At 64.4% G+C, this 17,926-nt stretch carries 17 protein-coding genes; 15 read left to right on the top strand and 2 right to left on the bottom strand.

What is annotated here, in order from left to right:
* Positions 1 to 22: 22 nt before the first annotated feature.
* Positions 23 to 613: a chalcone isomerase family protein gene (locus Q7P63_05670; protein MDP0499570.1), complete on the bottom strand. Its 591-nt coding sequence runs from the start codon at positions 611 to 613 to the stop codon at positions 23 to 25.
* Positions 614 to 659: 46 nt separating this feature from the next.
* Between Q7P63_05670 and Q7P63_05665 the strand changes: the two genes are divergently transcribed.
* The 15 genes from Q7P63_05665 (at position 660) to Q7P63_05595 (ending at position 16,762) form a co-directional block, all read left to right on the top strand.
* Positions 660 to 1,418: an SDR family oxidoreductase gene (locus Q7P63_05665; protein MDP0499569.1), complete on the top strand. Its 759-nt coding sequence runs from the start codon at positions 660 to 662 to the stop codon at positions 1,416 to 1,418.
* A gap of 6 nt (positions 1,419 to 1,424) precedes the next feature.
* Positions 1,425 to 2,258, top strand: a complete 834-nt coding sequence (locus Q7P63_05660; GenBank protein MDP0499568.1) for a DUF1295 domain-containing protein — start codon at positions 1,425 to 1,427, stop codon at positions 2,256 to 2,258.
* A gap of 9 nt (positions 2,259 to 2,267) precedes the next feature.
* Positions 2,268 to 3,344, top strand: coding sequence for a class I SAM-dependent methyltransferase (locus Q7P63_05655; GenBank protein ID MDP0499567.1), 1,077 nt, complete (start codon positions 2,268 to 2,270; stop codon positions 3,342 to 3,344).
* Between the two features lie 88 nt (positions 3,345 to 3,432).
* Positions 3,433 to 4,929 carry a hypothetical protein gene (locus Q7P63_05650; GenBank protein ID MDP0499566.1) on the top strand — a complete coding sequence of 499 codons (1,497 nt, stop codon included), beginning with the start codon at positions 3,433 to 3,435 and terminating at the stop codon, positions 4,927 to 4,929.
* A gap of 125 nt (positions 4,930 to 5,054) precedes the next feature.
* A complete protein-coding gene (locus Q7P63_05645; GenBank protein ID MDP0499565.1) occupies positions 5,055 to 5,615 on the top strand; it encodes a transcription termination/antitermination NusG family protein in 561 nt (186 codons plus the stop codon).
* Between the two features lie 7 nt (positions 5,616 to 5,622).
* On the top strand, positions 5,623 to 6,561 hold the full coding sequence (locus Q7P63_05640) for a glycosyltransferase (GenBank protein MDP0499564.1): 939 nt from the start codon (positions 5,623 to 5,625) through the stop codon (positions 6,559 to 6,561).
* Positions 6,561 to 7,487, top strand: coding sequence for a glycosyltransferase (locus Q7P63_05635; GenBank protein MDP0499563.1), 927 nt, complete (start codon positions 6,561 to 6,563; stop codon positions 7,485 to 7,487). Before Q7P63_05640 ends, Q7P63_05635 begins: the two co-directional genes overlap by 1 nt.
* On the top strand, positions 7,487 to 8,581 hold the full coding sequence (locus Q7P63_05630; GenBank protein MDP0499562.1) for a glycosyltransferase family 4 protein: 1,095 nt from the start codon (positions 7,487 to 7,489) through the stop codon (positions 8,579 to 8,581). Before Q7P63_05635 ends, Q7P63_05630 begins: the two co-directional genes overlap by 1 nt.
* A complete protein-coding gene (locus Q7P63_05625) occupies positions 8,578 to 9,714 on the top strand; it encodes a glycosyltransferase family 4 protein (protein ID MDP0499561.1) in 1,137 nt (378 codons plus the stop codon). Before Q7P63_05630 ends, Q7P63_05625 begins: the two co-directional genes overlap by 4 nt.
* Entirely contained in the window at positions 9,707 to 10,822 is a 1,116-nt protein-coding gene (locus Q7P63_05620) for a hypothetical protein (GenBank protein ID MDP0499560.1), read from the top strand. The genes Q7P63_05625 and Q7P63_05620 overlap by 8 nt, the downstream gene beginning before the upstream one ends.
* Complete coding sequence (locus Q7P63_05615) at positions 10,819 to 11,973, top strand: glycosyltransferase family 4 protein (GenBank protein ID MDP0499559.1); 1,155 nt, start codon at positions 10,819 to 10,821, stop codon at positions 11,971 to 11,973. Before Q7P63_05620 ends, Q7P63_05615 begins: the two co-directional genes overlap by 4 nt.
* Entirely contained in the window at positions 11,970 to 13,349 is a 1,380-nt protein-coding gene (locus tag Q7P63_05610; GenBank protein ID MDP0499558.1) for a hypothetical protein, read from the top strand. Before Q7P63_05615 ends, Q7P63_05610 begins: the two co-directional genes overlap by 4 nt.
* 2 nt (positions 13,350 to 13,351) lie before the next feature.
* Entirely contained in the window at positions 13,352 to 14,494 is a 1,143-nt protein-coding gene (locus Q7P63_05605) for a glycosyltransferase (GenBank protein MDP0499557.1), read from the top strand.
* Complete coding sequence (locus Q7P63_05600; protein ID MDP0499556.1) at positions 14,491 to 15,048, top strand: putative colanic acid biosynthesis acetyltransferase; 558 nt, start codon at positions 14,491 to 14,493, stop codon at positions 15,046 to 15,048. Before Q7P63_05605 ends, Q7P63_05600 begins: the two co-directional genes overlap by 4 nt.
* Positions 15,035 to 16,762 (top strand): hypothetical protein, encoded by a 1,728-nt coding sequence (locus tag Q7P63_05595; protein MDP0499555.1) that lies wholly within the window; start codon positions 15,035 to 15,037, stop codon positions 16,760 to 16,762. Before Q7P63_05600 ends, Q7P63_05595 begins: the two co-directional genes overlap by 14 nt.
* On the opposite strand, the gene Q7P63_05590 is transcribed toward Q7P63_05595, so the two are convergent.
* On the bottom strand, positions 16,752 to 17,894 hold the full coding sequence (locus Q7P63_05590; protein MDP0499554.1) for a hypothetical protein: 1,143 nt from the start codon (positions 17,892 to 17,894) through the stop codon (positions 16,752 to 16,754). The two genes, Q7P63_05595 and Q7P63_05590, sit on opposite strands and share 11 nt — an antisense overlap.
* Between the last annotated feature and the right edge of the window lie 32 nt (positions 17,895 to 17,926).

The raw sequence follows: 17,926 nt of genomic DNA, 5'->3' as shown, positions 1-17,926 counted from the left end.
AAATGCTGCAATTTCTGCGCCATCAATCTTGCTGAGTTGCGAGGAGGCGGTCCCGAAACCCCTCATGCACAGGCTGATCCCCCAAGTAGATGCTAAAGTAGACGCGCGCAAAATCTTCTCCGGGGATCATCACCTGCGGTTCGCCATTGAAGAGCAGAGTCGTCCCTTTATTCGGCTGGAAAAGGAGCGCATAGCGATCTCCCTCTGCGATGGGCACCAGCGCATCATAAAAGAGCTGGATCTGCGACTGGAGCGCCTCCAGCGTCGGCGCGTTGTGGTTACGGCGCAGCACCTCTTCGCTGAGTTCCTCCAGTTGGTCAGTCGAAATATCCCGCGCATAATTCAACTCCAGCAGAAAGGGGCGCTCCAGGGCAGGCCACGAGACCGGCGCGCCCGCATGGGTGTAGAGCGTGCCTTCGCATACGGTAAATAACAGCCAGTTGATATGCGCCTGTGCCCGCCGCTCCAGTTTTTCGCCCAAGACCTCTCGCAGCACCGTAGCTTGCACGATAGGGGTGTAGAAGAAGAAGGCCGTAGTGCAGAATGCAAAAAGCGCCCCCTTTGCCGTCCTCGTCCAAAAGCAACCGCTCATAATAGCCGATTGTGTCTCCAAGAGGCCTGCTTTGCAAAGCGGACCCGGCAGGCGGATTTTATCGGCGATGAATGAGCGGAAGCGCAGGAAAGTGGTGATCGGCGGGATCGCCGGCGGATTGGGTCGAGCCCTGGCGGCTCGTTTGCAGGAGCAGGGCGACCAAGTCGCTGGGCTGGGGCGGGAGTCGGAGCGCTGGGAGGCCTTCCGCTCCGATCACCCCGATCTGCCTGCCTTTGCCGCCGATGCGCGCGATGGCGAAGCTTGGGCTACGGCTTTTCGTGCCGCAGTGGATGCGCTTGATGGAGTCGACGCCTACGTCCACGCGATTGGTAATATTGCCCTCAAGCCTGCCCACTTGATGAAGGACGACGAGTTTCGCGAAGTGCTCGAAACGAACCTCACCAGCGCTTTCATTGCCCTGCGTGCTGCCCTGGAGCCGATGCGCCGGCAGAAGCATGGTGTCATCGTCTTTGTGAGCAGCGTTGCCGCTGGATCCGGTTTGGCCAACCACGAAGCGATTGCGGCGGCGAAGGCCGGGATTGAAGGTCTGGTCCGTGCCTCGGCTGCGACCTATGCGAGCCTCGGCCTGCGGATCAACGCCATTGCCCCGGGCATGATGGATACGCCTGCTGCTGGTCCACTCTTGGCCAGCGACGCGGCCCAGCAACTCTCCGCCCGCCTGCACCCGCTGGGGCGAATTGGGCAACCTACTGAGGCCGCCGCACTGATCGACTGGCTGATCGGCCCCGACGCTGGCTGGGTAACCGGGCAAATCTGGAATTTGGATGGCGGAATGAGCAGCATTTTGCCCAAACCCAAGCTATAGTAGAAGATGGATCGCGCGGACTTACTGCTGATTCTTTGGGCGGCGCTCGGCTTCGTCGTCACCTACGGCTTGCTCTGGGTCTATCAGTGGCGCCGCCAGGATGCGACGATTGTCGATGTGGGCTGGCCTTACAGCCTCGCCGCTGCGGTGCTCTTTTTCGGCCTCGTGACCGATGGCCCGCTGGCGCACCGCCTGCTGTGGGCGATCCTCCCAGCCCTCTGGGCCGCGCGCCTCGGCACACACATCCTCACCCGCCGCGTATTGAGCAAGGAGGGCGAAGACCCGCGCTACCGGGCGCTGCGCCGCCACTGGGGCAAACACGCCGATCTGCACTTCATCTGGTTTTTCCAGGCCCAAGGGCTCGCCAACATCTTCCTCACCGCACCCATCCTGCTGCTGATGAAAAATCCGCAGCCCGGCCTTTCGAGCTGGGAAATCGTCGGTGCGGTTATCGTGATCGCCTCTGTCGCGCTCGAACGGGTGGCCGACAACCAGCTCCACGCCTGGAAGAGCAACCCGCAAAACAAGGGCATCACCTGCCGCAAAGGCCTCTGGCGCTACTCCCGCCACCCCAACTACTTTTTTGAATGGTGCCACTGGCTGGCCTACCCAGTCGCCGGCCTCGCCCTTCTGGATACGTCTCTGGCCCCCTGGTGGCCGCTGACGCTGCTGGGCCCTGTGCTGATGTTCATCCTGCTGGTCAAAGGCACGGGGATTCCCTTTGCCGAACAGCAGTCGCTGGAGCACCGAGGCGAAGATTACCGCCGCTACCAGCAGGAGACGCACGCCTTTTTTCCATGGTTTCCCCGTAAACCCGCCCGCCCCGTGCAACCGTCCTGATCTCCGCCCATGTCCACTACCTCATCCCTCGAAGCCAAAGCCCCCACACCCACTACCAGCCTCAACTTGACCGCGCTCGCCGAACGCGGCGCCTTCCCGGATGTGCTGGTGCGCTGGGCCATCCGCCAGAAGCTGGCCGCCAAGCTCGTGGAAGAGCGCGGGGTGGGGCACGACGTTTCGGTCGACGATTTTGCGGCCGAGCTTGAAGACAGCCCCATCGCGCTCGCGACCGACAAGGCCAACGAGCAACACTACGAGCTCCCGAGCGAATACTTTGCCCAAGTGCTGGGCCACCACCGCAAATACAGTTGCTGCTACTGGCCGGCGGGCACCGCCACGCTGGAAGAGGCGGAGGCCGCGGCGCTGGAGCAAGTGGTCGAGCGGGCAGACATCCGGCCGGGCCAGCGCGTGCTCGAGCTGGGCTGCGGCTGGGGCAGTTTTTGCCTCTATGCCGCCACGCGCTTCCCGGAAAGCGAATTCGTCGCCGTCTCCAACTCCCGCACCCAGCGGGCCTACATCCAGGGCCAGGCCGAGATGCGGCACCTGAAGAACCTCCGTGTGGTGACGGCCGACATGAACGGCTTTGCCCCCGAAGGCACCTTCGACCGCGTCGTCTCGATCGAGATGTTCGAGCACATGAAGAATTACCGCCAGTTGATGAAGCGCATCGCTTCATGGCTCAACCCGGGTGGCAAGCTCTTCGTGCACATCTTCGTCCATCACACCTTTGCCTACCATTTTGAAGACGAAGGCCGCGAAGACGACTGGATGGCCCACTACTTTTTTACCGGTGGCAGCATGCCGAGCGACGACCTGCTGCTGCGCTACCAGGACGACTTGCGGATTGCCGGCCACTGGCGCGTCAACGGGCAGCATTATTCCCGCACGCTGGAGGCCTGGCTGCAAAGGCACGATGCGGCACGGGCGCAGATCATGCCGCTCTTCGAGGAAACTTACGGAGGAGAACGTGAGGCAAAGCTTTGGTTCCAACGCTGGCGCATGTTCTACCTCGCCTGCAGCGAGTTGTTCAACTACGCCGACGGCTGGCAGTGGCACGTCAGTCACTATCGCTTCGAAAAGCGTTAGTGGTGGATCTGCCAACGTGCTGTAAAAACCTCATGGCTACAGCTTGATCTTGCCAACGCGTCGTGGCGGATCCATTACTGGCGCCGCTATGTCACTCATCACCCGCGCCTCCTCTCTCGCTGCGCTCGCTCTCGTTTCCACCTCGCCGTTGCTCGCAGAGCCGGACCTGGACGGCCAATGGCAGTCTCTCGGTCAAGGCTTTGACTTACCGACAGGCGACGCGACGAACATCACGTTCTTCAGCTTCTATAGTGTCGGTATCGAGGTCGACGGCTCGACCTTTACGCAGACGGAGATCGATCTGCTGAACGACAGAGAATTCGAATCCGAATCCGGCAGCTTCACGCTCGGTCACGGCCCCGCTACCGGCTTTTTCTTTGCCAACCTTGAGGGCACGCCCATCCGCCAATGGGTCAATACCGAGGGCGACGTGCTCCTGTGGCCGGCGACCCAGACTTCCCTTCCCGACGACGAGATCGAGCCCTTTGACCGCGACATCTTTTTCGAGGTCGCGCTGAAGGTCCCGGAAACGCTCTCTGCCGAGGCCATGGCAGGGACTTGGATCGGTGCCGGCTACGAGGTCCATATCGACGGTTTGATCCTCCATACGATCGCCGATTTTTACGCCCGCACCTACATGGTGACGATCCGCGCCGACGGCACGCTCGATTACGCCCTTACCTCGACCACCGATGAGGATGAAGAGGACCAGCTCGGCTTGACGTTTCGCGATGTGGGCTGGAATTTCAGTGGCGGCTATTTCGTCATGCCGAGCAACCCGGACCAGATGGGCATCGTCAATGCGGCGCACGACATCATGCTGTTGGCGGGGATCGAGGTAGAAACGTTCGACACCTTCGTGACCCAAGATGTGTTCCTCCGCCAACCGACGAGCCTTGTTGCCGACGACGTGGTGGGCACCTGGGCAGCAGCGGCGCTCTACCTGTGGGACGACTTGATCACCAACGCCTACAGCGGCGGCGAGGTCGAGCGCGACTTGATCGACCTGCGCGCCGACGGCACCTTCACGGTCTACCCGACCCACATGACCGAAGGGATGACCGGGCCTTATCAGGCCGAGGGCGTGTGGGAGGTCGAGGCGCAGCACCTCGTGTTGACTTTCCAGGGCGAAGAATTCCCGCTTTACCTCAACGCGAGCAAGAACTTCGCCGCGCGGGTGGAAGGCGAAACGGACTTCGATGGCGGCAACATTTCCGCCACCTACTTCGTCAAGCTCAGCGACGAAGCCATCGACCCGGCGCTGGCCTACTACCCCGGCAGCGAACCGCTCGACCACGACGGCCTGATGCGCAACCCGTGGTTTGGCCACTACTGGAGCCAACACTACCCCTGGATCTACCATCCCGACCATCACTGGCTGTGGAGCCAAGGCGACGGCGGCGCGTCGATGGTGTATTACGACCAGACGCTTGGCTGGGTCTACACCACCCCCGAGCTTTACCCGATGATGTGGATCTACGATTACGAGGGCACTACCGGCTGGTTCAGCTTCATGCGCCGCAACGATGCCACCCGCGTCTTCTGGGATTTCGCGGTGGGCGCCAAGCTGATGGTCAACGACTAGCGTTACAGTCAGGAACGCTTTTCGCCCCGGGAGGATGCTGCCGGGGCTTTTTCGTGCGCGGAGGCCAGAAGGGCTGCCCGAAGCGCTTGCCCGGTGGTCCGGTTCCTGTTCTAGTCGAACGCCGTATGCCTGATTTAGCGAAGTGTCCGCCCGGCTGGTATGTCGTGCAGGCTCAGCCCAAACGCGAGCACCTGGCAGCCCAGCTCTTGCGTTTGCAGGCGGGTGTACCGACTTTTTGCCCTCGACTGGCGTATCTCAAGCACACCGCGCGCGGCAAGGTGCGCTTTGTCGAAGCGCTGTTCCCGGGCTACCTCTTCGTCTGGATCGAGCGCATGCCGGAGGTTTACCGCCAGCTCAAGGCCATCAAAGGCGTGCGCGACCTCGTGGCCTACGGTGACGCCGTGCCCCGCATGCCCGAGCACGTGATCAAGCAGCTACAGGCCCAGATCCAAGGCGACCAGCCGGCGGAAATGGATGAGCCGGTGCTGGTGGCAGGCGAGCGCGTGATCGTGCTGGATGGGCCGTTCAAGGGATTCGAAGCGGTCGTCAATTCCGTCCTCCCCGCTCAGGAACGGGTGGCCGTGCTGCTCGACTTCCTCGGCCAGCCGCAAACGATTGAATTTGCCCGCGACGACCTCGATTCGCTCGACGCCCCGAGCCCTCGCCAAAAATGGTCGCAACTCTGATCTTTCCATGACGCTTTCCGTCATCATGCCGGTCTACAATGGCCGCGAATACCTCGACCAAGCCCTTCGCAGCCTGCAGCAGCAGACGCGGCCCTACGATGAGCTCGTGGCGGTTGACGACGGCTCGACCGATGGCGCGGGAGAGCTGCTCGATGCCTGGGCCGCCAAAGACAGCCGTATCCGGGTGATCCATCAGGAAAACCGGGGACTGCCCAAGGCCCTCAACGTCGCCTGGCAAGCCGCGCAAGGGGAATGGCTGGCCCGGATGGACGGCGACGACATCTGTTACCCTCACCGCTTTGAGTATCAGCTGAAATACCTGGAGGCGCACCCGCAGGTGGTCTGCCTTGGCACCGCCGTCAAAGTGGTCGACCCTCGCGGCCGTGTGCTCAGCGTTGGCCTGCCGCCGGAGCGCCATGGCGAGATCGACGCCCGCTTGCTGGAAGGCCATGGCAGCGCCCTGTATCACCCCACCATCATGCTGCGCCGCCGCACGCTGGAGGCCCTTGGTGGCTACCGCGAATCGGTAGAAATGGAAGATCTCGACCTGTTCCTGCGCCTCGCCGAGCAGGGCGAAGTCCACAACCTGATGGACGTGTTGCTCGAATACCGTCTCCACCTGCGCAGCACGAATCACCGCCGCCGCGAGAAGCACGAGCGCATGGTGCGCCTCTGCGTGGCCGAAGCGCTGGAGCGCCGGGGGCTAGACCCGCAGGAGGCCGCCGACATGCCGCTGCCCGAACGTACCGACACCCTCAGCTCCGTTTATTTCGAATGGAGCTGTATGGCCTTTCAGCACCGTAATTTCGGCACAGGCTTCCACCACGCGCTCAACTCGCTGCAGTCGGCCTGGACGAAGCCGGAAGGCTGGCAGCGGGCCGCCAAATCGCTCAAATACGGCGTGCACTGCTGGTTTACCTCGCACGAAAGCCGCACCTACCGCTGATGCCCCGGATCTCGATCATCCTTTGCACGCGCAACCCCCGCGCGGATTACCTCGAAGCGGTCCTGGCGGCTCTGCGACAACAGACGCTGGAGCCCTCCGCGTGGGAGCTGATCGTCATCGACAGCGCGTCGGACCGGCCGCTGGCCTCGCAGGTCGACCTCGTGTGGCATCCGGCTGCCCGCGTCATCCGGCTCGATCAACCGGGGCTGACGCCTGCCCGCCTTGCCGGCTTTGCCGCCGCCAAGGCCGACCTGCTGCTGATGGTCGACGACGACAACGTGCTGGCGCCCGATTACCTGGCCGAAGCCGTCCGCATCGGCGAAGCCTGCCCATGGGTGGGCGCGTGGGGCGGCAACGTGTGCCTCGTCTTCGAGCAAAGCCCTCCCGACTGGCTCGAACGCTACCGGGGCTTGCTGGCCGAGCGCACCTTCGACCGTGTTTACTGGAGCAACGACTACCTCAATGCCAAAGTGCCCTGTGGCGCGGGCATGGTGCTGAGGCGGGCGGTCGCGCAGGCCTATCAGCAGCGCACCTTGGCCGACCCGGCGCGGCAGGCGCTCGACCGGAGCGGCGACAGCCTGCTCTCCGACGGCGATACCGACCTCGCGTTGACCGCCTGCGACGTCGGGCTGGGCGTGGGGGCATTTCCGAGCCTCACCCTGCAGCACCTGATCCCGGCCCGCCGCCTCACGCTGGAGTATATCAACAACCTGCACGCGGCCATGATCACCTCGGGCCTGACTTTGCGGGCGCTGCGCCCGGCTACGCGGGGCGAGGTGGATGCGCCGGAGGGGCTGGTGACGCGCCTGCGCTGGTGGGGCCAGTGGGCCCGCGCGAGCCGGGAAGATCGTGTGATCCAGACGACGGGCCGCGAGGCACGTGAAGAGGCCTTGAAACGCCTGCGGGAGCGAGGCTTGATCTCCTGATGCGCATCCGGCACTTCAGCCCCACGTATTTCCACCCCGACTCGGTGATGGGCGGGGGCGAACGCTATGTGCACGAGCTGGCGCGCTTTCAGGCCCGCCAAGGTGCGACGGTCGAAGTCGTCAGCTGCGGAGGGCGGCGCGACTTTGTGCAGGACGGGGTATCTTACCGCATTTTCCCTGCGCGCACCTCCGGCCGCTTTACCCGCGACAATCCGCTCTCGTTTTCGGCTCTCCGGGCGCTGGTTGCGACCGACATTGTGCACGTCCACCAGGTTTCGACCTTGATGGGCGATCTTGCGGTAGTACAGGCCTGCCTGAGCCGCCAACCGATCTTTGTGACCGATCACGGGGGCGGGGGCGGCACTGTCTTGCATCGTCGCCTACCCGTGACGGCAGGCTACGCCTCGGGCATCGGGCAAAGCCACGTCGGCGTGCAATTGCTACAGACTAAGCCGGGGCTGCGCACGGTGGAAATCCCCGGTGGGGTCGACCTCGACCGCTTTACGCCGCCAGCCTACGGTGCCCCTCGCGAAGGCATCCTCTACGTGGGCCGTCTGCTGCCGCACAAGGGCGTACACGTCTTGTTGGAGGCTTGCCGCCACTTCCGCGATTGCCCGCCGGTACGGATCGTGGGGCGCGTGGCCGATCCGGCTTACCTGCAGCGTCTGCGCGAGCTGGCCCAAGGCTTGCCGGTCAAGTTCATCCACGACGCCAACGACGTGAAGCTCGTGGCGCTTTACCGGCGTTCGGCTGTGGCGGTGCTGCCCTCGGTCTCCGCTCCCCGGGTCGACGGTCTGCCGTCGTTTGCCGAATTGATGGGATTTACCCTGCTCGAAGCTCAAGCTTGCGGCACTCCGGTCGTCGCTTCCGATACCGGGGGCATGGGGCAATTTATCGCGCGCGGGGTGTCGGGCGAAGTCGTCCGGCAAGACGATCCTGCCGCCTTAGCCATCGGCCTGCAGAAGGTTCTGGCCGACCAGCACGCCTACGCCGCCCGCACGCGCGAATGGGTCGAGCTGTTTGGCTGGGAAGCGGTCGCCCAGCGACACCTGGCGCTCTACCTCGCGGCCCTGGACGAAGGGGTGGGGCAATGAAAGTGCTTTTGCTCGTGCAAGGGCAGCTCGACCGCCGTCTGGGCGGCCCCCGCCTGCCGATGGACCTCGCCAGCGGGTTGCGCGCGCAAGGGGTGTCCGTTGCGGTGGAGTCGGCTGATACCCTGCGCCAAAAGACCCACGCCCTGCCCGGTGAACCGTGGGAAGTCCTGTTGGGCCGTTACGTGGAGGCTCACGGTTCGTTTGATGTGCTGGATTTCGATCATCTGCCGTTCCCGCTCGATCCGGCGCAAATTCCGATCCGGCTGTCGGTTGCCCGGGTTTCGCTCCTGCTCCTGCATTTGGCCGATATGCGGCTGCCCGACGACCCGCGCCCGCTTGTGCGCATGAAGAAGGCCCTGCAGCCGTGGCGCTATCGCTGGCAGCAAGAGGGCCAGATCCGTGAGACTGCCGAGACGCTTCGCCGCGCCGGTGGCGTGATGGTCAACAACCACCGCGACGCCGCTCGCCTGGGCCAGTTGGGGCTCGACCCGCGCCAGGTGGCCGTGGTCCTGCCGGGCTGCGTTCAGGCCGAACGGGCTGCGCTGGAGGCTGTCGCGGCCCGCCCCAAGGCTCGCCCGCCGGTCATCGCGTTCGTCGGCACCTTCGATTTTCGTAAAGGCTGTCTGGACCTGGTAAAGATGTTCGAGCGCCTCAGCGCGGCGATTCCCGGTGTGCGGCTGCGCCTGCTGGGCACTAAGGGGCTTTTCCAGACCGAGGCGGAGGTGCGCGGTTTCTTTCCAGCCCGCTTGCGGGCTCAGTTGGAGGTGCATCCGCAGTTTTCGCCGGAAGCTCTGCCGGGTCTGTTGGCGGATGCCTCGCTCGGGCTCTTCCCGTCTTATCTGGAAAGCTTTGGCTACGGCGCGCTGGAGATGATGCATGCGGGGCTGCCCGTGCTCGCTTATGACGTGCCGGGACCGAGTGAATTTGTGCCGCACGCCCAGCTTTTTGCGGCGGGTGATGTGGCGGGGATGGTGGCCCGGGCGGTGGCGTTACTGAAAACCCCAGACCTTTTGCCTGCCGTCCTGTCCGCACAGGCTGGGGAAGTGCAAAATCTTTCCGCCGAACAACATGCCGCTCGTACTTTAGAAGTTTACGCGCACTGGCTGAGGCACGATACTGCACCGCATGGCTGATCAGCTCGACATCGTATTTCTCACCGCCGGGGCTGAACCAGGAAAGGACGGAGTGGGCGACTACGTGCGCCAGGTGGGCGGCGCGTTGGCGGCGCGCGGCTATGCGGTGGGCTGGCTGGCTTGGCGCGATTCGGGAGTGTCGGAGCCCAAGGGCCGGATCGACCACGGTATCGTGCAGCTACGCCTCAGCGCCGCCTCAACCGAGCTGGCTCGCCGCGAGCGCGCGGTCGAGTGGTGGCAATCGCACCGCCCTACGGTGCTCAGTTGGCAGTTGACGCCCTACGGTTTTCACCCGCGCGGCTGGGTTGGCGGCTTGGGCAACTGGTTTCGCCACCTCGCCGGCCCCGCCAAGGTCCAGCTGATGGCGCACGAAATCTGGCTCGGGGCCAAGCGCGAGAGCACGCCCAGGGAGCGTATCGCAGGTCAAGGCCAGTGGCATAGCTGGCGTCGCATGATCCGCACGCTGCGCCCCGATTGGGTCCATACGCAGGCCTCGCCTTATCAATACCTGCTCAAGAGCCTCGGCGTGCAGGCGGAGTTGCTACCCCTGTGCGGCAATATCCCGCTTTACCCGTCGCCGCCCCGCGACGACCCCCATTTCCGTGTCGGCTTTTTCGGCTCCCTCTACGAGCCGTGGGACGAGAAGGCGCTTTTTGCCGACCTGCAACGCCTCTCCAGCCACCTCAACCGCCCCGTCAAGCTGATGGCGGCCGGCCGCTTGGGGGCCGCCGGTGAGGCACGCTGGCAACGCTGGCAACAGGAGCGACCACACGGTTGGCCCCTGGAACGCTGTGCCCGTCACGACCCCGCCAGCATTTCCCGCTACCTGCAACAGCTCGATCTCGGCTTGACAACAAATCCTGTCGCACTGCTGGAGAAGAGCGGCAGCTTCATCGCCATGCAGGAGCACGGCCTGCGGGTGCGGGTATTGCGCGACGACGTCAGCTTCCCGCGTTGGCGGCCCGCCCGCGAGCTTTCGCCCCATCTTTGCCGACCGGGGGAAGACATCGTGCGCTGGTGGGATGCCAGTGAACCACCGCCTCGTGTGTCGCGCCTGCCCCAAGCGGCCGACGCCTATCAACGCCTGATCGAGGAGGCGCGCCGGTGAAGTGGGTCTACACCGCGCCGAACCGGGCCCACCATTACCCCTACGCCCGAGCCTTGGCGGATGCGGGCGTGCTGGGGACCTTCGTGTCCGGTTTTTCGCGGTTGAGCCCTCGTTCCGAGGTGGAGCTGCCGAGCGGGCGGCTTAAGCGGGTCGATCTGTGGCAAAGCGCATACGTCCTCTCCGCGCGGCTGCCATTCCTTTCCTACGGGCAGCGCGAAGCCCTTAGCGTCCAGAGCAAACGGGCTCTCGACGCCGCCACCAGCCGGGCGTTGACCGAGGCCAACGGTGCGCTTTTCTATGCCGGCACGGGCAACGCCACTTGCCGCCGCTGGAAGGGCCAGCGCGTGCTCGTCTGCGAGGCGGTCAACAGCCATTGGCTGCATCAATACGAGATCCTGGCCGACGAGTGCGCACGCCTGAAGCTGCCTGCGCCGCCCTTTCACCCCGCTGAACGCGACCGGCGTTTGCGTGATTATGCGGAGGCGGATTGCATCCTGGGCCCGTCCGATTTTGTGCTGGAGAGTTTTCGTGCGCGCGGCGTCCCGACGGACCGGCTGCTGAAGGTCCGCTACGGAGCACCTGCGCCTGTGGCCCTCAAGTCTGAGCCCGAAGCCGCCGATAAACCCTTTCGCGTGCTCTATGTAGGGCAACTGAACTTTCGCAAAGGCCTCCGCTACCTCGCCCAGGCTTTCGATCGGCTGCGCGTGCCCCGCAAGGAGCTGTGGCTGGTCGGGCCCGAAGCCCCGCCAACCGGCATGGAGGGGGCGGAGTGGCCGACCGGCACCCAGTTACGTGGCGTCTTGAAGGGCGAGGAGCTGACCGCCGCTTACCGCGCCGCCGATGTCTTTGTCCAGCCGAGCCTGGAAGAGGGCTTGTCGCTGGTGGTGGGCGAGGCGATGGCGCACGGCCTGCCGGTGGTGGCCAGCGAGCACTCTGGCGCGGCCGAACTGCTGGAGGCAGGCCGCTCGGGCTGGCTCTTTCCCGCGCGTGGGGTGGATGAACTGACCACCCACCTTGAAACCCTCGCTGTCGATCCAGAGCTTCGGCGCGTCATGGGCGAAGCGGCTGCCCGTCGCATCGCCGAAGTGGGCGGCTGGGACCGCGCCGGTCGAGAACTCGTTACCACTCTTGCCCGCATCTCTCCGGCATGAAAAAGGGGCTGCAATACCTCGTTTTCGCGCTCATCGGCGTGCTGATTTGCGAAGGTATCATCCGCAAGGTGTTGCCGGGTGGGCTCTCGACCGTGTTTATCCTGGTCAAGGACGGGTTGGCATTTCTCATCATGCTGCTGGTGTTGCAAAACCCGCCGAAGGGCAGGGCGGGGCTGGTGCTGGCGGCGTGGGCAGGGCTGGCCGTCGTAATGCTGCCGATGATCCTCTTTACCGCGATCAAAGACCCGATTCTCGCGGTTTTCGGCGCCAAGCAATACCTGCTGTTCCCGGCGGTGGCACTGGGTATGGTGGCGGCCTTTGGCCAAACGAGCCCACTGGAGGCGACCCGTCCCTATCGCTACATGGCATGGGCATTGTATCCCATTGTGGCGCTCTCGCTGCTGCAACTCGCCCTGCCGCCCAGTCACTGGCTCAACCTCTCGGTGGCGGGGGAAGACCTGAGTGCGTTTTCCGCAGGCGGACGGCTGCGGGTCAGCGGTCCATTCCCCTTTGTCGCGCAATACAGCTGGTTTCTGCACGTGGCCATTTATGCCATCGCACTCACGTTGATGGTGCGCCCTGCGCTGGAAAAGCCGTGGTCGTGGCTCTCGCATCCGCTGCCGCTGCTGTTTCTGCTCATGATCGCCAACTTCATCAGCGGCTCGCGTCTGTCGGCCATCGGCAGCGCCTTGATCGTGGTGGTAGGCATCTGCTTCGTGCTGCTACGGGGCAAGGGAAAATCGCTGCGGGAGATCGTCGTGATTTGTGCGATGGCTGGCCTGGCCTTGCTGGCGGCGCGCATGGTGGCCCCGGCGGCTTTCGAGGCCTTCGATGTGCGTTCGGGCGACCTGCTGGAAGGCGAGGTAGGTGAGGAATATATGGACCGGATGAACCACGCCTTTTTTGGCTGGATCTACCTTTACGAGCACTACCAGCCGGGCTTTTTCGGCTATGGCCTGGGGGTGATGAGCAACGGCGTGCAAAACATCAGCGCACACGCCGCGCAGGTGCGTTCGCAGGTGTGGGGCGAGGCCGATCTGGCCAACACGGTGCTGGAGGGCGGTTATTACCTGGTCGCGATCTGGATGAGCTTCCGCCTCTTCATCATCGCCGTCTGTATCCGGGCGTTTTTCAGCCTGCAGCACAGCCGCGTTGTTCTGGCGGGCGCGCTGGCGCTCGGCTCGGTCATCTTTAACGGCCTCTTTTCCACGCTCGGCATCCAGCCGCCGTTGGCCATCTGGTGGTTTCTCAGCGTAGGCACCCTCTTGCTGCTGGAAAACCTGGAGCCGTATTGGCGCGCGGTGGCGGCAGAGAAAAAGAAAGCGGGGGAGACGGCAGAGCCCCAACGTGATACCCTGTCTGGCACCTCCGTTTGATCATGCGCCTGCTTCACGCCATACCTCGTTTGGATCCTGCGCTGGGCGGCACCGTGGAGGCGGTTCGCCGGTTGGGGCTCGCCCTGCAAGAGCTGGGGGTGGAGCAGGTGGTCGCCACGGTCGACGATCCGCAGGCGGATTACCTGCCCGCGTTCCCGCTTCCGGTGCAGGCCCTGGGGCCGGCGACAAATTTCTACGGCCACAGCCGCGCCTTTCAACCCTGGCTGGCCGCCCATGCCGCCGAGTTCGATGCGGTAATGGTGCACGGCCTGTGGCAATACCCGAGCCTCATCGCCTGGCAGGTCTGCGGCAAGGAGGTGCCGTACTATGTCTTCCCGCACGGCATGCTCGACCCTTGGTTCAACCGGCGATACCCGCTCAAATACCTGAAAAAGCTGCCTTACTGGACGCTGATCGAGCGGGCGGTGTTGAATCAGGCCAAAGGCGTGCTCTATACCGCCGAGGCGGAGCGTGAGCTGGCCCGTCGCAGCTTCCCGCGCTACCGCCCGCGCGAACTCGTCTGCGGGCTCGGCACGGCCACGCCGACCGGCGACCCAAAGGCGGAGCAGGCGGCCTTTCTGGAGCGCTTTCCGCAACTGGCGGGGCGACCTTTCTTGCTGTTTCTGGGACGGTTGTGCGCCAAAAAGGGCGTCGACCTGCTGGCCGAGGCGCATGCAGAAAGGGCCGACTGGCCTTTTGACCTGGTGCTGGCCGGGCCGGGCGAGGATGAGCCGTTTGCGGCAGACATTCGTCAACGCTTCCCGGCGGAGCGGATCCACTGGATCGGTCCGATCGCGGGCGACGCCAAATGGGGCGCGCTGCGGCAGGCCGAGGCCTTGATTTTGCCGTCTCACCAGGAGAATTTTGGTCTGGTGGTGGCGGAAGCCTTGGCCGTAAGCACCCCGGTATTACTGACCCGGCAGGTCAATATCTGGCGCGAAGTGGTCGATGCCGGTGCGGGTTTGGCCGAGGCCGACACGCTGGAGGGCACGCGACGCTTGCTCACGCACTGGCGCGACCTGCTCGAGGCGGAACGCGCACGCTGGGGCGAAAATGCGCTTGCCTGCTTCACCGAACACTTTCGGATGGAAGCGACCGCGCAACGCCTTCTGTCGATCCTGCAGCACGATTTGTCCGCCACATGAGTTCCGCCGAGCCGCGCCAGTTTTTGTCGCCCAGCTTTTCCCGCCGCAACCGTATCGGTCGCTGGCTGTGGGGCTTTGTCTACACCATCTTTATTCGTTGCAGCCCGCGTGTGGCACACGGCTGGCGCGCGTGGTGGCTCCGGCTGTTTGGGGCGCGACTCGGTGCGCGCTGCCGCATCTACCCCAAGGCCGAGATCTGGGCTCCGTGGAATCTGCGCTGCGGCGACGAAGTGATCGTCGCCGACACGGCAGTGATCGACAACAAGGGCCTGATCGAGCTCGGCAGCCGCACCGTGATCAGCCAACAAGCCTACCTCGCGGCGGGTTCGCACGATTTGCAAGACCCGGCCTTCCAGCTCGTCACCGCGCCGATCCGCACCGGCGAAAACGTCTGGGTGGCGGCGGGCGCCATGGTGTTGCCGGGCGTCACTCTTGGCGAAGGGGCCGTCGCGGCTGCCCGGGCCGTCGTGACGCGCGATGTGGCCCCTTGGACCGTGGTGGCGGGTAACCCGGCCCGACCGATTAAAGAAAGACGCTGGCATGAACCCTCCTGACGCAACTCCTTCCGCCGAACCGCCGCCACCCTCGCGTGGGCGTTGGCTTGTAGTCGGCCTGCTCGGCCTCGCGATCCTGGGCGCGGGCGGTTACTTCGGCTACCGCGCCTTCAAGCTCCATCGTGCGCGCGACCTCGCCCAGAGCGGGCTGGCGGTGTTGGACACCCAGAGTCGGTTGAACCAGCCCGACGTGGTGGCGAGCCAGAACGCCTGGGAAGACGTGCGCGCGGCCTACGCGCTGCGGCCGCAAGACGCCAAGGTGGTGCTCGCCACGGCCCAGGCAGCAGACATTGTCGACCCGGATCAGGCGGTGGGCTTTTGGCAAGACCTGGTGGAGCTGGATCCACAGCCGGCCAACTGGGTGCGCTACGGGCTGGCGGCGTTAACCGTCGACCAGGCGGAGCGGGCGCGCGAGGCGCTGCAAAAGGCGGGCACCCCCAGCGAACGGGACTGGCGTTACTGGGAGCTGAAGGCCCGGCTCGAAGCCCACGCCAATACCTGGGAAGACGCTTTTGCCTCGGCCACCAAGGTGTTGCAGGCGGCTCCGGAGGGTGAGATGGCGGCCATCTTGCCGCTGCAGGTGGCACGCATTTCTCCTGCCACGACGGACGACCTGGCTGCTTGGCAGGCCCTGCAGGAGGCTTATACTCAGCAACGGCTGAATGCCCGCCAACTGCAGGTGCTAGGGCGCGAATTGAAGCCGGAGGATTTGCCTGCAGCTGACTGGCTGCTGGATGCCCTGGCGGCGCAATCCGATCAGGATGCCCGCCTGCTGGACGTGCAGCTGCGCTACGCCTTGGGGCGCTTGACGCCAGCGCAGGCATTTGCTCGGGCAAAAGAGGTCGTGCCGCCGGAATCGCCGGAGCAGCGCCACGCCTTGGCCAGCTGGCTCAATGGACGGGGCCTGAGCGGCTACAGCCTTGAGGTGATCGACGCGCAGATGGCCTTGAGCCGGCGCGACCTGCTTGAGGTGTATGTCGACGCCTTGGCCCAGCAACGCCGCTGGCGCGAAATGGTCGCGATTCTGGAAAAGCCCGAAGCTCCGGTGACGGAAGTGCCGCGCTATCTCGGGCTCTTGCAGGGCTACGGAGCCTTGAACGAAGAGCGGGCCTTCAACCGCGTGCGCGAGCGCCTGTTACTCGCGGCCGGGCGGGACCCGGTGGCCTTGCGCCAGATCGCCGATCGCACGGCACGCCTCGGCCTTCTCCCGGTCACCATCTCGGCCCTGAACCGCCTGACGGAGCAACCCGCCCGTGCGGAGTGGGCCTACCTGCAGCTCTATTCGGTCTACAAGCAGCAGGGTGATCTGGCGGGGATTCGCCGCGCGCTGGAAGAGCTGCGCAAGCTCAAGCCCAACGATGTGGGCGCGACGAACGACTGGTGCTACTTTCACCTCCTCGGCGGCGGAGATGCGCAGGAGGTGATCGACGTAATTCGGCCGGTGGTCGAGGCCAACCCCGAGCTGCTCTTCCCGCGCATGACGTATGCGTTCGCGCTTTCCAAGGCAGGCCGCGGGCGCGAGGCGTTGGCGCTGCTGGAGGCAGTCCGCGGTCTGGTTGAATGGGAGCAGGTGCAGAGCCGGCAACAGCTGGTGCTGGCCCTGGTGCTGCAGGCCAACGGCTACGCGGCACCTGCCCGCCAGTATGCGGCGCTGGTCAACCCGGACGAACTCATCCCGGAGGAGCGCACGCTCCTGCAGGCGATCAATCGCTGAACGAGTCGGGATTGTCGACCGGCGGAGCTTCCAGGTCGGGCGGCTCCTGCTGCGTCGGCGTCTGGCTGAGAAATTGGCTGCGCGACACGAAAGCTACTTCGGACAGTTCCTCCGGCACCTGCCCGATGACGCTGATCTCGAAGATCTCCAGCGGCGGATCGTTCGGGTCTTCCGGGATCCACTTCAACACGTAGAACCGACGTTCCAGCGATTCGAGGTTGATCTGGATGCGCTCCACCGGCTCGTCGAACTTGTTGGTGACGATCGGCTCCAGAGTGTCGAAATAATCTTCGGGCAAGTTGTAGCCTACATCTTCGGCGCTCAGCCCCGCTGCGTCCACGGGCAGGCTGTTGGCTGCATACAGCTCCAGCGTGCCGGGGCCGGCCTTGAGCACGACCGACAGGAGGTCGACCATGTAATCGTAGCGCAGGTCGAGCATCAGCACGTTGTTCTCTTCCGGGTCGAAGCGGAAGCCCGTGGTGGTGTCGTCGTCGATCATCAACAACGAATCCGCCGGGTTGCCCGAGCTGATGGCGGTGATGGTCGAGCCGGTAAAGAGGCTGGCGAAGTCGAAGGGGATGGGCTTGGCACCGGCGGCGAGCAGCGCGCGGATTTCCTCCGGGTTTTCGGCAAAAAGGGCCGAAGCCTGGTCCAGCGTATCTTCCCCGAAGACGCCGAGGCCGCCGATTTCACCGCCCCGCTCCAGCTCGAACTTCATCGCCACGTAGTGGACGTTCATGGAGGGGAAATTGATCGAGACGTCGCTAGTATTGCCCAGATTATGTGAGCCCAGCTCGGTCCAGCCTCGGCTGTTCAGCGCCTGCAGGGTTTCGGAGCCGTAGACGGTCACCTTGCCCCGCGCACCGTAGTTTTGCAGGATAAACTTGGAGACGGTGTGGAAATCCTTCAACGCGATCAGGCGGAGGCTTTCGCCTGCAGGTAGGTCGGCACCCCGGGCTTCGTCTTCCCCGAGCCAGACAGGCGTATATTCATTGCCCAGGTCGGACGCAGGCGGAGGAGGCGTTTCGCTCTCGCTGCTCAGGTTGACGATTTGCGCCCCCATGTTCATCCGGGCCACGTTCTTCTGGTAGTGCGCGAGATCTTGTTCGCTGGGCCGGGGCACGGTAACCATGGCCTGTGCGCCCCAGGGGCACAAGGTCAAGG

Source organism: Verrucomicrobiota bacterium JB022 (assembly GCA_030673845.1).
Lineage (GTDB): Bacteria > Verrucomicrobiota > Verrucomicrobiia > Opitutales > Oceanipulchritudinaceae > WOUP01.
The sequence above is the reverse complement of the archived record's forward strand: the minus strand, read 5'-3'. Positions and strand labels throughout refer to the sequence as shown.

Excerpts from the sequence above, each read along its gene's own strand:
- Q7P63_05630 (MDP0499562.1), top strand. The coding sequence starts at position 7,487 with ATGCGCATCCGGCACTTCAGCCCCACGTATTTCCACCCCGACTCGGTG.
- Q7P63_05645 (MDP0499565.1), top strand. The coding sequence starts at position 5,055 with ATGCCTGATTTAGCGAAGTGTCCGCCCGGCTGGTATGTCGTGCAGGCT.
- Q7P63_05600 (MDP0499556.1), top strand. The coding sequence starts at position 14,491 with ATGAGTTCCGCCGAGCCGCGCCAGTTTTTGTCGCCCAGCTTTTCCCGC.
- Q7P63_05635 (MDP0499563.1), top strand. The coding sequence starts at position 6,561 with ATGCCCCGGATCTCGATCATCCTTTGCACGCGCAACCCCCGCGCGGAT.
- Q7P63_05640 (MDP0499564.1), top strand. The coding sequence starts at position 5,623 with ATGACGCTTTCCGTCATCATGCCGGTCTACAATGGCCGCGAATACCTC.
- Q7P63_05620 (MDP0499560.1), top strand. The coding sequence starts at position 9,707 with ATGGCTGATCAGCTCGACATCGTATTTCTCACCGCCGGGGCTGAACCA.
- Q7P63_05590 (MDP0499554.1), bottom strand. The coding sequence starts at position 17,894 with ATGGTTACCGTGCCCCGGCCCAGCGAACAAGATCTCGCGCACTACCAG.
- Q7P63_05610 (MDP0499558.1), top strand. The coding sequence starts at position 11,970 with ATGAAAAAGGGGCTGCAATACCTCGTTTTCGCGCTCATCGGCGTGCTG.
- Q7P63_05625 (MDP0499561.1), top strand. The coding sequence starts at position 8,578 with ATGAAAGTGCTTTTGCTCGTGCAAGGGCAGCTCGACCGCCGTCTGGGC.
- Q7P63_05650 (MDP0499566.1), top strand. The coding sequence starts at position 3,433 with ATGTCACTCATCACCCGCGCCTCCTCTCTCGCTGCGCTCGCTCTCGTT.
- Q7P63_05655 (MDP0499567.1), top strand. The coding sequence starts at position 2,268 with ATGTCCACTACCTCATCCCTCGAAGCCAAAGCCCCCACACCCACTACC.
- Q7P63_05665 (MDP0499569.1), top strand. The coding sequence starts at position 660 with ATGAATGAGCGGAAGCGCAGGAAAGTGGTGATCGGCGGGATCGCCGGC.
- Q7P63_05605 (MDP0499557.1), top strand. The coding sequence starts at position 13,352 with ATGCGCCTGCTTCACGCCATACCTCGTTTGGATCCTGCGCTGGGCGGC.
- Q7P63_05595 (MDP0499555.1), top strand. The coding sequence starts at position 15,035 with ATGAACCCTCCTGACGCAACTCCTTCCGCCGAACCGCCGCCACCCTCG.
- Q7P63_05660 (MDP0499568.1), top strand. The coding sequence starts at position 1,425 with ATGGATCGCGCGGACTTACTGCTGATTCTTTGGGCGGCGCTCGGCTTC.